Annotated in this window: 16 protein-coding genes; 12 read left to right on the top strand and 4 right to left on the bottom strand. The window is 70.9% G+C overall.

What is annotated here, in order from left to right:
• The 9 genes from FKV25_RS01695 to FKV25_RS01655 all read left to right on the top strand — a co-directional run.
• Positions 1–310: c-type cytochrome (locus tag FKV25_RS01695; protein WP_141517057.1), on the top strand; the 310-nt coding region annotated here is incomplete at its 5' end.
• Between the two features lie 96 nt (positions 311–406).
• A complete protein-coding gene (locus tag FKV25_RS01690; protein ID WP_170218467.1) occupies positions 407–2,278 on the top strand; it encodes an ExeM/NucH family extracellular endonuclease in 1,872 nt (623 codons plus the stop codon).
• Positions 2,279–2,300: 22 nt separating this feature from the next.
• Positions 2,301–3,008, top strand: coding sequence for an alpha/beta hydrolase (locus FKV25_RS01685; protein ID WP_141517055.1), 708 nt, complete (start codon positions 2,301–2,303; stop codon positions 3,006–3,008).
• On the top strand, positions 3,001–4,116 hold the full coding sequence (gene zapE / locus FKV25_RS01680) for a cell division protein ZapE (protein WP_246071829.1): 1,116 nt from the start codon (positions 3,001–3,003) through the stop codon (positions 4,114–4,116). The genes FKV25_RS01685 and zapE overlap by 8 nt, the downstream gene beginning before the upstream one ends.
• Before the next feature lie 98 nt (positions 4,117–4,214).
• Positions 4,215–4,895: a 5,6-dimethylbenzimidazole synthase gene (gene bluB / locus FKV25_RS01675; RefSeq protein WP_141517054.1), complete on the top strand. Its 681-nt coding sequence runs from the start codon at positions 4,215–4,217 to the stop codon at positions 4,893–4,895.
• A 109-nt stretch (positions 4,896–5,004) separates the two neighbouring features.
• Positions 5,005–6,336 carry an amidohydrolase gene (locus FKV25_RS01670; RefSeq protein ID WP_141517053.1) on the top strand — a complete coding sequence of 444 codons (1,332 nt, stop codon included), beginning with the start codon at positions 5,005–5,007 and terminating at the stop codon, positions 6,334–6,336.
• 49 nt (positions 6,337–6,385) lie between these two features.
• Positions 6,386–7,210 carry an NADPH-dependent 7-cyano-7-deazaguanine reductase QueF gene (queF, locus tag FKV25_RS01665; RefSeq protein ID WP_141517052.1) on the top strand — a complete coding sequence of 275 codons (825 nt, stop codon included), beginning with the start codon at positions 6,386–6,388 and terminating at the stop codon, positions 7,208–7,210.
• 119 nt (positions 7,211–7,329) lie between these two features.
• Entirely contained in the window at positions 7,330–7,650 is a 321-nt protein-coding gene (locus FKV25_RS01660) for a LysM peptidoglycan-binding domain-containing protein (protein ID WP_141517051.1), read from the top strand.
• Positions 7,651–7,726: 76 nt separating this feature from the next.
• Positions 7,727–8,224, top strand: coding sequence for a hypothetical protein (locus FKV25_RS01655; protein ID WP_141517050.1), 498 nt, complete (start codon positions 7,727–7,729; stop codon positions 8,222–8,224).
• Positions 8,225–8,968: 744 nt separating this feature from the next.
• On the opposite strand, the gene FKV25_RS01650 is transcribed toward FKV25_RS01655, so the two are convergent.
• Complete coding sequence (locus FKV25_RS01650) at positions 8,969–9,442, bottom strand: hypothetical protein (protein ID WP_141517049.1); 474 nt, start codon at positions 9,440–9,442, stop codon at positions 8,969–8,971.
• 98 nt (positions 9,443–9,540) lie between these two features.
• Positions 9,541–9,924, bottom strand: a complete 384-nt coding sequence (locus tag FKV25_RS01645; RefSeq protein ID WP_141517048.1) for a YchJ family protein — start codon at positions 9,922–9,924, stop codon at positions 9,541–9,543.
• Positions 9,925–9,992: 68 nt separating this feature from the next.
• Here FKV25_RS01645 and FKV25_RS01640 point away from each other — a divergent pair, with 68 nt between their 5' ends.
• Together FKV25_RS01640 and FKV25_RS01635 are read left to right on the top strand one after the other, a co-directional pair.
• Positions 9,993–10,727, top strand: a complete 735-nt coding sequence (locus FKV25_RS01640; protein ID WP_141517047.1) for a UPF0149 family protein — start codon at positions 9,993–9,995, stop codon at positions 10,725–10,727.
• A gap of 86 nt (positions 10,728–10,813) precedes the next feature.
• Positions 10,814–11,281 (top strand): hypothetical protein, encoded by a 468-nt coding sequence (locus FKV25_RS01635; protein ID WP_141517046.1) that lies wholly within the window; start codon positions 10,814–10,816, stop codon positions 11,279–11,281.
• Positions 11,282–11,296: 15 nt separating this feature from the next.
• On the opposite strand, the gene FKV25_RS01630 is transcribed toward FKV25_RS01635, so the two are convergent.
• Positions 11,297–11,560 (bottom strand): YkgJ family cysteine cluster protein, encoded by a 264-nt coding sequence (locus tag FKV25_RS01630; protein WP_141517045.1) that lies wholly within the window; start codon positions 11,558–11,560, stop codon positions 11,297–11,299.
• 25 nt (positions 11,561–11,585) lie between these two features.
• Complete coding sequence (gene aroE / locus FKV25_RS01625) at positions 11,586–12,440, bottom strand: shikimate dehydrogenase (RefSeq protein WP_141517044.1); 855 nt, start codon at positions 12,438–12,440, stop codon at positions 11,586–11,588.
• Between the two features lie 44 nt (positions 12,441–12,484).
• Here aroE and FKV25_RS01620 point away from each other — a divergent pair, with 44 nt between their 5' ends.
• The gene (locus tag FKV25_RS01620) at positions 12,485–13,408 is read left to right on the top strand and encodes a TolB family protein (RefSeq protein WP_141517043.1); all 924 of its coding nucleotides are present in this window, start codon (positions 12,485–12,487) and stop codon (positions 13,406–13,408) included.
• The last annotated feature ends 16 nt before the right edge of the window (positions 13,409–13,424 follow it).

Genomic DNA, 13,424 nt, shown 5'->3' with positions numbered 1-13,424 from the left:
GGCCGCGGCCAGTGCCGCCGCCGCCGCCGCCGCGGCTTCGCAGGTCGCCTACGGCGGCACGCTCGACGGCGCCGTGATCTACAACAACCTGTGCACCGGCTGCCACACCTCCGGTGCCGGCGGCGCCCCGACGCTGGACCACAGCCACTGGGACGCCCGCCTCGCCAAGGGCACCGACACGCTGCACAAGCACGCCATCGAAGGCTTCACCGGCGAAGCCGGCCTCATGCCGGCCAAGGGCGGCAACCCGGCCCTGACCGACGAGCAGGTCGTCGCGGCAGTGGACTGGATGCTGGACAACCTGAAGTAAGCCACTGCAAGCTGAATGCACGACGCCGCCTCCGGGCGGCGTTGTCGTTTCCGCGCCCCGGCTGTCGATAATGGGGTGATGTCGCCGAGGTACCGAATGCCCAACTCCCATCGCCGCAGCGCCGGCACGGCCCCGCTCCTCGCATGCGTGCTTGTACTTGCACTGGTGGCCTGCGACGGCCCCCCCGCCACGCAGGACGCCAGCCAGCCCAGGCCGAGCGACGCCAGCCTGCCCGAGTCGCTGATCGGCGAGCTGCAGGGCGAGCGTGGTCGCAGCCCGATGCTCGATCGCGAGGTGATCGTCAAGGGCGTGGTGACCGCGGACTTCAGCGACCACGAGGGGCTGGGGGGCGTCTACCTGCAGGACAGCGGGGACGGCGACCCGGGCACCTCCGATGCGATCTTCGTGCCGGTGGCGACCGCCGCGTCCTTTCGCGACGCCATGCGCCAGGGCGCGCGCCTGCGCATCCGTGGCCGGGTTGCCGAACTCGACGGCGGCGGGGGCGTGCGCCTGACCGCCCTCGTACCGGACGAGGTCGAGCAGCTCGGCCTGGGCGAGGTCGGCATCACCGAACTGCGCACCCCGCCGGTGGACTGGGAGCCCTTCGAAGGCATGTGGGTACGCATCGACGCACCACTGACCGTTGGCAGCGTCGCCGACCTCGGGCGGTACGGCGAGGTCCTGGCCAGTTTCGACGGTCGCATGTGGCAGCCCGCCGAGCGCGCCGAGCCCGGCAGTGACGCCGCGCGGGCCATCGCGGCCGACAACGCGCGTCGCCGCCTCGTGCTCGACGATGGCCGCAGCGGCGACGACCATCCGCTCGACAGCGGGGTCTGGCCGAAGGCCACGGCCCTGCTGCGCAGCGGCAGCCTCGTGGAATCGGCCGAAGGGATCCTCGACCATCGCCATGGCAGCTTCCGCCTGCAGCTGACCGTGCCGCCGGTGCTGGTGCCGCAGGCCCGTCCCGCGGCGCCCCGCGTGGCCGGCTCGTTGCGGGTGGCGTCGTTCAACCTGGAGAACCTGTTCAACGGCGACGGCAAGGGCGGTGGGTTCCCGACGCCGCGCGGCGCGCGCGATCCCCGGCAACTGGAGGTCCAGCTCGCCAAGCTGGTCGGCACGGTCCAGGCCCTGGACCCCGACATCGCCGCGCTCATGGAACTGGAAAACGACGGCTACGGGCCGACGTCGAGCATCGCTACCCTGGTCGATGCCCTCAACCGCGCGGGCCCGGGTGAGTGGCGCTTCGTCGACGCCTGCGACCGCACGTGCCGTCGCAGCGGCAAGGGGCCGGGTGACGACGAGATCCGCGTGGGGCTGGTCTACCGCAGCGACCGCGTGCGGCCGGCCGGCAAGCCGGCGACGCTGGCCGGAGGCCCGTTCGGCCCCCGCAGCCGGGTGCCGCTTGCCCAGGCCTTCACGCCCCTGAGCGGTGACCAGACCCCGCTCGTCGTGGTCGCCAACCACCTCAAGTCCAAGGGCTGCGGCGAGGCCGAGGGCGCCAACCGCGACAACGGCGCCGGCTGCTGGAACGCGGCGCGCAGCGATTCCGCGCGCCGGCTGGCGACCTGGCTGGAAACCGACCCGACCCGGTCCGGCAGCGATCTTGCGGTCATCGTCGGCGACATGAACGCCTATGCCGGCGAGGAGCCGCTGCGCATCCTGCAGGCCGCCGGTTGGCAGGATGCTTTCGCCGTGGCCGGCGCGGTGGCGCCTTACAGCTACGTCTACAAGGGCGAAGCCGGTCGTCTCGACCATGCCCTGCTCAGTCCCGCGCTCGCCGCTCGCCTGCGCGGCGCGGCGGAATGGCACAGCAACGCCGACGAACCGCGCGAGGCCGGCTACGCCGGTCGCCTGCACGACGCCGGTCCTTGGCGCAGTTCAGACCACGACCCGCTGCTGCTCGGCTTCGACTGGACCGTCTCCGTCGCACCAGATGGCGAGACGACTGCTCTTTCGACAGGGAATTAACACCGTTCCGTATCATGGCCGGATGACCCGATCCCGACATGCCGCCCTGCCGACCTTCCCGACCGATGCGTCCGCGACCCTGGTCCTGCCCGGGCCGGCCGGCGAGATCGAACTGATCGCCGAACCCGCGGAAGGCACGCCGCGCCGCGCCACGGCCGTGGTCTGCCATCCCCTGCCCACCGAGGGCGGGACGATGCACAACAAGGTCGTCACGATGGCCGCGCGCGCGTTGCGCGAGTCGGGGATCGCCACGGTGCGCTTCAACACGCGCGGCACCGGCGCTTCGGAAGGGCGCTTCGACGAAGGCCGGGGCGAGCGCGAGGACCTGCGCGCGGTGGTCGACTGGGTGCGCCAGCAGCGCCCCGCGCACAGTCTCTGGCTGGCCGGTTTCAGTTTCGGCGCCTACGTCTCGCTGTCGATGGCAGCCGAGCTGGAACCCGGCATGCTGATCTCGATCGCGCCGCCTGCCGGCCGCAACTGGGATTTCGAGGCCATTACGCCGCCGGACTGCCCGTGGCTGGTGATCCAGGGCGACGCCGACGAGGTGGTCGACCCGGACGCGGTCTATGCCTGGCTCGACGGTCTGGAGGGCCTGCGAAACCCGCCGGAAGTGGTTCGCATGCCCGATACCAGCCATTTCTTCCATCGCCGCCTGATGGACCTGCGCGGCGCGATCAAGAACGGCATCCGCCCCTACCTGCCCGCCGAGATCGCACCGCCCAATGGCTGAACCGACGATGCCGGACGCGACGGCGGCGGGGCTGCCGTCGCGTCGATACGCCGAGGGCGTGGCCCGCGGCGACTGGAACGACGATCCGGCCCAGCGCCGGGTGCTGGTCGAACTCGACCGCCTGCACGGCGCGCTGGTCGACCCGCCGCGGCGGGGGCTGTTCGACGCCCTGCGCGGCAAGCCGGTCGAAGCCCCGCCCGGGCTGTACCTGTGGGGTGGCGTCGGCCGCGGCAAGACCTTCCTGATCGACCTGTTCTACGACGGCCTGCCAATCCGCGAGAAGCGGCGCACCCATTTCCACCGGTTCATGCGCGAGATCCACGCCCGCCTGCGCGAGCACAAAGGCGAGTCCGACCCGTTGCGAACGATCGCGCGGCAGTGGCGCGACGACCTGCGCGTGCTGGTGCTGGACGAGTTCTTCGTCAACGACATCGGCGACGCGATGCTGCTCGGGCGCCTGCTCGAACGCCTGTTCGCCGAGGGGGTGGCGCTGGTCACGACCTCCAACATCGAGCCGGCCGGGCTGTTCAAGGATGGCCTGCAACGCGAGCGCTTCCTGCCGGCGATCGCGCTGATCCAGGCGCATTGCCACGTGCTGTACGTGGACAGTGCCACCGACTATCGGCTGCGCGCACTGACCCAGTCGCCGGTCTATCGCAGTCCACTGGACGCGGAGTCGGAGGCCTGGCTGGCCGAACGCTGGCGGACCCTGACCGCCGCCTGCCCGCACGACGAGGCGCGGCTGGTGATCGACGGCCGCGAAATCCCCGTGCGCGGGCTCGCCGAGGGGCACGCCTGGTTCGATTTCGCCGCCCTGTGCGAAGGACCGCGCGCGGCCGGTGACTACATCGAGATCGCCACCGAGCACCACACCGTGCTGGTCGGCGGCATCCCGCGCTTCGACGGCGACAACGACGACCCGGCGCGTCGCTTCGTCCACCTGATCGACGAGCTCTACGACCGCCACGTCAACCTGGTCTGCACCGCGGCCACCGACCCGGTCTCGCTGTACACCGGCCGCAAGCTCGCGCACGCGTTCGAGCGCACCAGTTCGCGCCTGATCGAGATGCAGAGCGCGGACTACCTGGCGCTCGAGCACCGGGGCTGATCGCGGCACTTCGTGCCTGCGCGGCGTCAGTCGCGTTGCCAGCCCTGCCATGCGCGGGCGGTACGATGTCGCCCCGCCATCGAGGTCCGATTCCCGCCATGCGCCACGCCTTCGATCCCGCCGAGCGCGCCGCCGTCTACCGGGCGATCCACGAGCGCCGCGACATGCGCCACTTCGTGCCCGGCAACGTCGATCCGGCCGTGCTGGCACGCCTGCTCGACGCCGCCCACCACGCGCCCAGCGTCGGCTACATGCAACCGTGGCGCGTGGTCCGCGTCACCTCGTCCCGCACCCGCGAGGCCCTGCGCGGGATCGTCGAGCGCGAGCGCCTGGCGACCGCCGATGCGCTCGGCGAGCGACGCGAGGATTTCATGAAGCTCAAGGTCGAGGGCATGCGCGATTGCGGCGAGTTGCTGGTCATGGCCTTGATGGACGGACGCGAGCGGCATGTGTTCGGGCGCCGCACGATGCCCGAGATGGACCTCGCTTCGGTCGCCTGTGCGATCCAGAACCTCTGGCTCGCCGCGCGTGCCGAAGGCCTGGGCATGGGCTGGGTGTCGCTGTTCGACGTCGACCAGGTCCGGCGCCTGCTGGGCATGCCCGGGGGCGCGCGGCCGGTGGCCATCCTCTGCCTGGGCCATGTCGAGGCCTTCTATCCGCGGCCCATGCTCGAGAGCGAAGGCTGGGCGGCGCGGCAGGCCCTGCACCTGTACGAGGACCGCTGGCCGGCGCAGCCGTCGGCCGATGCCAGAACCGCTTCGAGCGAACCGCCGGAGTGAGCGAGGGGGGACTCGGGCCGCGCCGTCGGAGGTGGCCGGTTGGCGGATGGTCGGATGCGGCGAGGGGGGATCCCCGCTAGGATCGACGGGTCCTGAACCGGAGCCTGCCATGCGCGCCACCCCCGTGATCCCGCTTGCCCTGTCCGTCGCCCTTGCCCTCGCCGTGGCGGCGCCGGCGCGGGCACAGTCCGCGGGCGAACGCCCGGAGGTCACCGCCGCCGCGAAGGCGGTCGACGCCAAGGTCGTCGCGTGGCGCCGCGACATCCACGCCCATCCCGAACTTGGCAACCGCGAAACCCGCACTTCGGCCCTGGTCGCCGACCACCTGCGCGCGCTGGGCCTGGAGCCCCGCACCGGCATCGCGACCACCGGCGTCACCGCGGTCCTGAAGGGCGGCAAGCCCGGGCCGCGCATCGCGCTGCGCGCGGACATGGACGCGCTGCCGGTCACCGAGCGCGCCGACGTGCCGTTCGCCTCCAAGGTCACCACCACCTTCAACGGCCAGGAGACCGGCGTGATGCACGCCTGCGGCCACGACGCCCACACCAGCGTGCTGATGGGCGTCGCCGAGGCCCTGGTGGCGATGCAGGACGATCTGCCGGGCGAGGTGATGTTCATCTTCCAGCCGGCGGAGGAGGGGCCGCCCGACGGCGAGGAAGGCGGCGCCGAGGAAATGCTGGCGCAGGGGATCTTCAAGGATTTCAAGCCCGACGCCGTGTTCGGCATGCACGTCTTCAGCACGCTCAATGCCGGCCAGATCGGCGTCCACGCCGGACCGACGATGGCGGCCTCCGACCGCTTCAACATCGTCGTGAAGGGGCGCCAGACGCACGGCTCGGCGCCCTGGGGCGGCATCGACCCGGTGGTGGCCGCGGCCGACATCATCGGCAGCGCGCAGACCATCGTCAGCCGCCGCCAGAACATCGCCAAGCAGCCGGTGGTGGTCAGTTTCGGGGCCATCCACGGCGGCATCCGCTACAACATCATCCCCGACCAGGTCGAGATGATCGGCACCATCCGCACCTTCGACGAGGGCATGCGCCAGGCGGTCTTCAGCGAACTCACGACCATCGCCGAGAAGGTCGCCCAGGCGCATGGCGCCACCGCGGTGGCGCAGGTGCCCGACACCAAGGGCAACCCGGTGACGGTCAACGACCCCGCGCTGACCGCGCGCATGCTGCCCAGCCTGGAAAAGGTCGTCGGCGCCGACAACGTGGTCGACCCGGGCCTGACCATGGGCGCGGAGGATTTCTCCTTCTATGCCCAGCAGGTGCCGGGCGTGTTCTTCTTCGTCGGCGCCACGCCGGAGGGACGCGATCCGCGCACCGCGCCCAGCAACCATTCGCCGGAGTTCTACCTCGACGAGTCGGCGCTGGACATCGGCGTGCGCGCGATGCTCCAGGTCGCCCTGGACTACCTCAACGATCCGCCCCGCGGCTGAACCCCCGCGCGGGCCCGGCGTGGCGCCCCGGGCCCGCTAGAATGGGCGCATGGACCCTGTTTCGAACCCGCCGTCCCTGCCGCTCGGCCGCCACGTCGACTACCCGCGCCATTACGACGCGGGCCTGCTGTTTCCCATCGCCCGCGCAACCGGTCGCCGCGCGATCGGCCTGGATGGCGATGCCCTGCCCTTCGTCGGCGTCGACCGCTGGCATGCCTACGAACTGAGCTGGCTGGACCCGCGCGGCAAGCCCTGCATGGCCACGGCGACATTCGAGGTTCCGGCCGACTCGCCCTGCCTGGTCGAATCGAAGTCGCTCAAGCTCTACCTCAACTCCTTCAACGCGACCGCGTTCGACGACGCCGAGTCGGTGCGCGAACGCATCGCCAGCGACCTTTCCGCGACGGCCGGGGCACCGGTCGCGGTGGCCTTCGGGCTGCCGCCGCTGGTGGCCGATGGCGAGGGCGAGGACATCGACGCGATCGAGGTCGAGGTCGATGCCTACGGCCCGCCGGAGGCCGGCCTGCTGCGCGCCGATGCCGGGCACGAGGTGGCCGAGACCCTGCGCAGTGGCCTGCTCAAGTCCAACTGCCCGGTCACCGGCCAACCCGACTGGGCGACCGTCGTCATCGCCTACCGCGGACCGCGCCTGGACCGTGCCGCGCTCTTGCGCTACCTGGTGTCCTTCCGCGACCACGCCGAATTCCACGAGCAGTGCGTGGAGCGCATCTTCGCCGACCTGCTGGCGCGGACCCGTCCGGCGAGCCTCTCGGTCGAAGCGCGCTACACCCGGCGCGGCGGGCTGGACATCAATCCCTGGCGTGCCACGCCGGGGCGCGAACGCCCGACTGCGACGCGCGACACACGCCAGTAGCGCGCTGCGTTCAGGTTCTCGCCGGGTTTCGCGCGGGCTTTTACACCGGCGCGATATTTCCTTAACAGGTGCCATGCGACCTTGGGTCCCACGAACCCGATCGCCGAGGATGGCCCTGGATGAGCACCGACAAGAAGCCTGATTTCTCCAATGTGCAGAGCTCGGTGAAGAGCACGGAGGAGATCGTCGAAAAGCCGGATTTCAGCAACGTGCAGTCCTCGGTGCAGTCCACCGAGGAAATCATCGAGCCCGATCCGGTCGAGCAGGCGTATACCGTCGAGAAGGGCGACACGCTGTCCGCTATCGCCCAGCGGTTCTATGGCAAGGCCAGCCGTTGGCACGCGATCTTCGAGGCCAATCGCGACCAGCTCGACGATCCCGATCGCATCCACCCGGGACAGGTGCTGCGCATCCCGGCGCTCCCGGACGACGCCAGCTGACAACGGCACGTTCGCATTGGCGCGTGCGCGCCGCCCCCATTCCATTTCGAACCACGCAAGATTCAAGGAGAACTGCATGATCCGTAACCGCACGACGTACGCCGTCGCCGCTGCCCTGGTCGCCACCCTGGCCGTGGCCGGTTGCAAGAAGGACGAGCCGGCGGCGCCCGAGGCCACCACGGCCCCGCCACCGCCGACGCTCGAGCCGTCCACCGAGGCCGCGCCGATGGCGGCCAGCGCGGAGGTCACCGGCGTGGAGCTGGGTACCGCGGTTGGCCCGGACATGCGCGTCGCCACGCCTGCGACGGCGTTCGCACCCGCGGACACGATCCACGCCTCGGTGTCGACGATGACCACCGATCCGGCGGCCACCGTGCCGGCCAAGCTGGGCGTGAAGTGGACCTTCGGTGGCGACACGGTGGTCCACGAAGAGACCCAGGACGTCAACCTCAGCGGCAAGGGCGTGACCGCCTTCCAGATCAGCAAGCCCGACGGCTGGCCGGCAGGCAGCTACAAGCTGGACGTGATGCTCGACGGCAATGTCGTCCAGAGCCGCGATTTCGAAGTCAAGTAAACCCGCGCCGGCCTGCAAGGCGGCTCGCGTCATGCGTTGACGGAAGCTCGCGCGGCAGGCATCCACTTCTCTCCCTGGATGCCTGTCGCGCCCGCTCCGGATCGACTCTCTCCACCCTTTGGGTGGGCAAGCCCCGGCGCGACGGAAGTCGCGCCTTTTTTTTTCGTCCGCGTCTCCGCGGTCGCCCCGAATCACGAGGACGTAGGGTGGGGTTCGGCTGCAGCGTCGTCGTAGGGTGGGTCCGAGCCGAAGGCGAAACCCACCGTGGCGTGTTCGCATGGATGTTGAATGATGGGTTTTGCTTCGCGCTACCCATCCTACGGTGCTGGATCTGTAGCCAAGTACAAGTCAAAGGCTTTCGCCCGCTGCGCGTGCGAGTCCCTCTTGTCTTGTCAAAAGGAACCAAAACCGCGGGTGCCATCGGCCGCCGGTCCGGCTTCGCCGAACCGGTCCCCTGTGCTTCTCGGCCGTGGCGGCACGGCGCCCAAACTCGCTTCGCTCAAACAAGGGCGCCTCTCCGGCCGCCACGGCCTGCGGTGCTCGGCGGCCTCAAAGTCGCGAAGGTCAAGGTCAAGGTCAACAGCAACAGCAACAGCAACAGCCTCGTAGGGTGGGTAGAGCCGAAGGCGAAACCCACCGTGGCTCGCGGCCCGGGTCGGCCGTGCGCCATTCTCCCCTCGGTTGGGAGAAGCCCCTTTTTTTCCGTTTGCGTGCCGGGAGTCTCCAGCGCCGGGACGGCGGGCCTCAGGCGTCGTCGCAGTCCAGCGACGTGCCCGATGCGGACTGGCCGACCAGGACGAAGCCGGCGTCGGTCATCTCGTAGAAGCGGGTCGTGAACCCCGGGGGCTTGTCGGCCACGTCCGGCGCGATCGGGTCGAGCACCAGCAGGCGGCTGTCGAGCCGGTAGCAGGCGCCGTTGCGCGCCACGCCGTCGGCGGGCAGGTAGGTTGCGCCGGTCTCCACGTCGATCGCCGCGACTTGCTGGCAGGCCGTGCCGCAGCCATTGATCGCCAGCACGTAACGGCCGGCGAAGTCGGCAGGCCGCCCCACGGCGCGGTCGAGGAAGGGACTGTGTTCGGCGGCCGGCGGCACGACCCGCTGCAGGCTGCCGGTGGCGTACGTGGCGGCCGGGAAATCCTCGAAGGCCGGCTCGGCGGCCAGGCATGGGCCGGCCAGCAACAGGCCCAGGGCGGCGATGGCAAAGCTGCGGACAGGCATGGCGTTTCCCCCTCGAGCCATGGATGCCGCGGCTCGGGTCGCGACGGATCCATGGTGGCGCGCACGGCCCGTGGCGTCCAGCGCCGCCCGTGTCGCGCTCAGCCGGACGGAAACCGGCCGTCGACGTACAGCCAGTCGCCATCCATGCACTGGAAGCGGCTGATCTCGTGCAGCCGCACCGCGCGCTCGCCACCCACGCGGTAGCGCGCCACGAACTCGACGACCGCCGTGGTGCCGTCGCCCGGTGCATGCCGCTTCACGTCCAGGCCAAGCCAGCGCACGCCGGGGTCGAATTCCAGCGTCGTGGGGCGGGTATCGGGATGCCAAGTGGCGAGCAGGTAGGCCGCGTCGCCGCGCACGTAGGCGGTGTAGCGCGAACGCATCAGCGCCTCGGCATCCGGGGCGCTGCGCTCGCCCGCCAGCAGCGGGCCGCAGCACGTGGTGAAGTCGCGGAGAGGATCGCAGGGACAGGGCGTGGGCATGCGCGTATTGTCGGCGCGTTGCGGCCCGACGGGCTACCATGCGCGTCCCGACTCCGCGTGCCCCCACCATGACCGCTCCCGCCTATCTCGACGATGCCCGGATCGAACAGCTGGCCGAACTGCTCGAGCAGCGCGCCGTGCCGTTCAAGGGTTTCAACCTCGAAGCCCTCGACGGCTACCTCTCGGCCCTGGCCGTGGGGCCGGAGGACGTGCCCGCCAGCGAATGGATGCCCGCGGTGTGGGGCACGCCGCCGCGTTGGGCCGACGAGGCCGAGCGCGAGGCGGTGGAGTCGTTGTTGCTGGGCCACCGCAACATGGCCGCCGCCCGCGTGCGCCACGGCGGCGACGACCTGCCCGACCACCTGGCGCCGCTGCTGTGGCTGCCCGAGGATCCCGAGGAAGGCCTGCCCGAGGACATCGAGGACGACGAACTCGACGTCGGCTGCGACTGGGCGCTGGGCTTCTTCCGCGGCGTCGAGCTGCGCGAGGCCGCGTGGGAGCGCTGGCTCGACGAGAACGACTGGATCGACGAGATCTTCGTGCTCTTCGACCGGCTCGCCAGTGGCGAAGTGGTTGGCGACGACCCGACGGCGCCGGGCACGCCGGTGAGCTACCGCGAGCGCCTGGAGGTGATCGCCGGGCTCCCCGACATGCTGGCCGACCTGCATCACCACCGGATCGAGGCCCTCACGCCGCGCGAGCCGCTGCGGCGCGCGGACGTGCCCGAGCGCAATGCACCCTGTCCCTGCGGCAGCGGCAGGAAATACAAGAAGTGCTGCGGCGCCGCCGCGAACGACGACTGAGGGCCACGCCTCCCCCGATGTGCGACCATGCCGAGCGGCTGCCCCGGGCAGCCGCCGACGCAGGGAATGGAAGAAGGGGAGAGGGGATGGGAATCAAATGCACGCTGGCGGCGGGCCTGCTGGGCCTGGTCGCCGCCGCGAACGTCCAGGCGGGCGACTACCAGCAACGCCTGGGCGAGTGCCTGGTGGCCTCGTCCACCGAAGCCGACAAGCAGGCGCTGGTCCGCTGGATCTTCTACGCCATGTCGCGCCACCCCGGCGTGGCCGACCTGGTCGACATCGACGATGTCCACGGCGAGCGGCTGACGCGCGAGGCCGCCGCGGTGTTCGAGGACCTCATCGCCCAGCGCTGCGCGGCGCAAAGCCGCCAAGCGATCCTCAAGGAGGGCATGGCCGCTTTCCAGAGCGCATTCGGCACCCTCGGCGAGGTCGCCATGGGCGGCATCATCACCGCGCCGGAAGTGGCGCACGTGGTGGGCGGCCTGGCCCGTCATGCCGACGAGGAGCGGATCCTCAGGGCGCTGATGGGCGACGAAAAGCTCCGCAAGGACTGAGCAGCCGCTCCGGACTCAGGGCCGGTCAGGCCGGGTCAGGCGTTCCAGCTCCGCAAGCCCGGCCAAGGCCGACGCACGGTCGTCGCCGCACATGGACGGCGAGGGTCGCAAGGACGCGCAGAACGCCGGGCGCTCGGGCCGCCCGAACAGGCGACAGCGCAGGCGGTCGTCCAGTTGCACGCAGGGCATGCCGGCGGGCTTGCCATGCGGCATGCCGGGGATGGGCGAATGGATCGAGGGCGCGATGCAGCACGCCCCGCAGCCGCTCCGGCATTCCATCGGCGTGGCGTGAGCCCGGCCGGACTCAGTCGCCGGTCCGCAGTGACGTGTACGACTCGCGCAGCGCTGCGTAGACCGCGCTGGTGTCCGGGCGGACGCCGTGCCAGCGCTGGAAGGCTTCGGCGGCCTGTTCGACGAGCATGCCGAGACCGTCGACGACGACGTCGGCACCGGCGGCGCGTGCCCAGGCCAGGAAGGGGATCGCGACCTCGCCGTAGCTCAAGTCGACCGCATCGGCACGCGGCGCGACGAGCGAACTGGGCAGGAACGGCAGCGCGGCCTCGCGCGCGGCCGAGGTGGCGTTGACGATCAGGTCGAAGCCGCCGAGGTTGCCCAGGTCCTCGAAGTTGCGCGGGTGCACGCGGTCGGGCTCGCCCAGCACGTCGGCCAGGGCGTCGGTGCGGGCCGGGGTGCGGTTGACGATGAAGAGCGACTTGATGCCGGCGTCGAGCAGGGCGGGCGCGACGCCGCGGGCGGCACCGCCGGCACCGATCAGCAGCACCTTGCGGCCGCGCAGGTCCTGACCGTGGCGCTCGGTGAGGTCGCGCACCAGGCCCAGGCCGTCGGTGTTGTCGCCCAGCCAGCCGGTGTCGGTACGGATCAGCGTGTTGGCGGCGCCGCAGCGCTGGGCGCGCTCGGTCAGCGATTCGCAGACCGTGGCTGCGTACTGCTTGTGCGGCAGGGTGATGTTGGCGCCGGTGCCGCCCCCGGCGGCGAAGGCCGCGAGCGCGGCGTCGAACTGCTCGGGCGTGGCGTCGATGGCCGTGTACTCGAGCGCGATGCCCCGTTGCTTGCCGAACGCGGCGTGGATGCGCGGCGACAGGGAGTGCGCCACCGGGTGTCCGATGACGGCAAAGCGCTTGATGACGGTTTCGCTCATGGGGGCCTCGCTTAGACTGTTGGAAATCGTCCGGAGAACTCAGGATGCGCTCCTTCGTCGCCGTACTGGCGTTCAGTCTACTCCCGTGGCCGTCAATGGCGGGTGCCCAGGGCCTGTCGGAATACGGCATCGAAGGCATGCACGTGGTGTCCACCGCGGCGGGCGAAGGCCATGCCAGCGTCAGTGCCGATGGCCAGCGCATCGTCTGGGGTGCGATCGATCGCGAGGGCGGTGCCGGCGGCAAGGACCTGTGGCACGCGCGCTTGCGCGACGGCCGCTGGCAGGACGCCGCGCCGCTGGCGCTCAATACCCGGGCCGACGAGTTCGATCCGATGTTGAGCCCGGACGGTCGTTGGCTGTACTTCCGGTCGAACCGGCGCGGCGGCCACGGCGGCGACGATCTCTATCGTGCGCCCGCGCTGGCCGACGGCGGCTTCGGCAAGCCGGTCAACCTCGGCGCCGGCGTCAACACCGACGGTGACGAGTGGGCGCCCATGCCCGGACCGGACGGCGACAGCCTGCTGTTCTCGAGCGACGGACACGGCGGCCAGGGCCGCCACGATATTTTCGTCGCGCACTGGGACGGCGTCGCCTTCAGTGCGCCGACGCCGTTGCCCGGGGCGATCAACACGCCCGACGACGAGTTCGACGCCGCCTGGCTGGGCGACGGCGCGACCCTGGTCTTCGCGCGCGGCTCGCGCGCGAACGAGGCGCCGGTCCGGGTGTTCGTCGCGCAATGCGATGGCCAGGCCTACGCCCTGGCCGAGCCGATGGCCCTGTCGTTCAATACCGCCGACCAGGTGACCTTCGCTCCGGCGCCCGACTGGAGCAAGCCGACCGAACTGCTGGTCAGCGGCATCGCGCGGTCGCCGCGCGCAGGCAAGCTCGACATCTACCGCACCGTCTCGCCGAAGGTGACGGGGAAAGCGGGATGCCTGCGGGCATCTGTCGCGCCTCCCCCGCGCTGAGGCCGGCATCCTGCGG

This window comes from Marilutibacter aestuarii (genome assembly GCF_006546775.1).
Classification (GTDB): Bacteria; Pseudomonadota; Gammaproteobacteria; order Xanthomonadales; family Xanthomonadaceae; genus Marilutibacter; species Marilutibacter aestuarii.
This window is presented reverse-complemented; position numbering and strand designations above follow the sequence as displayed.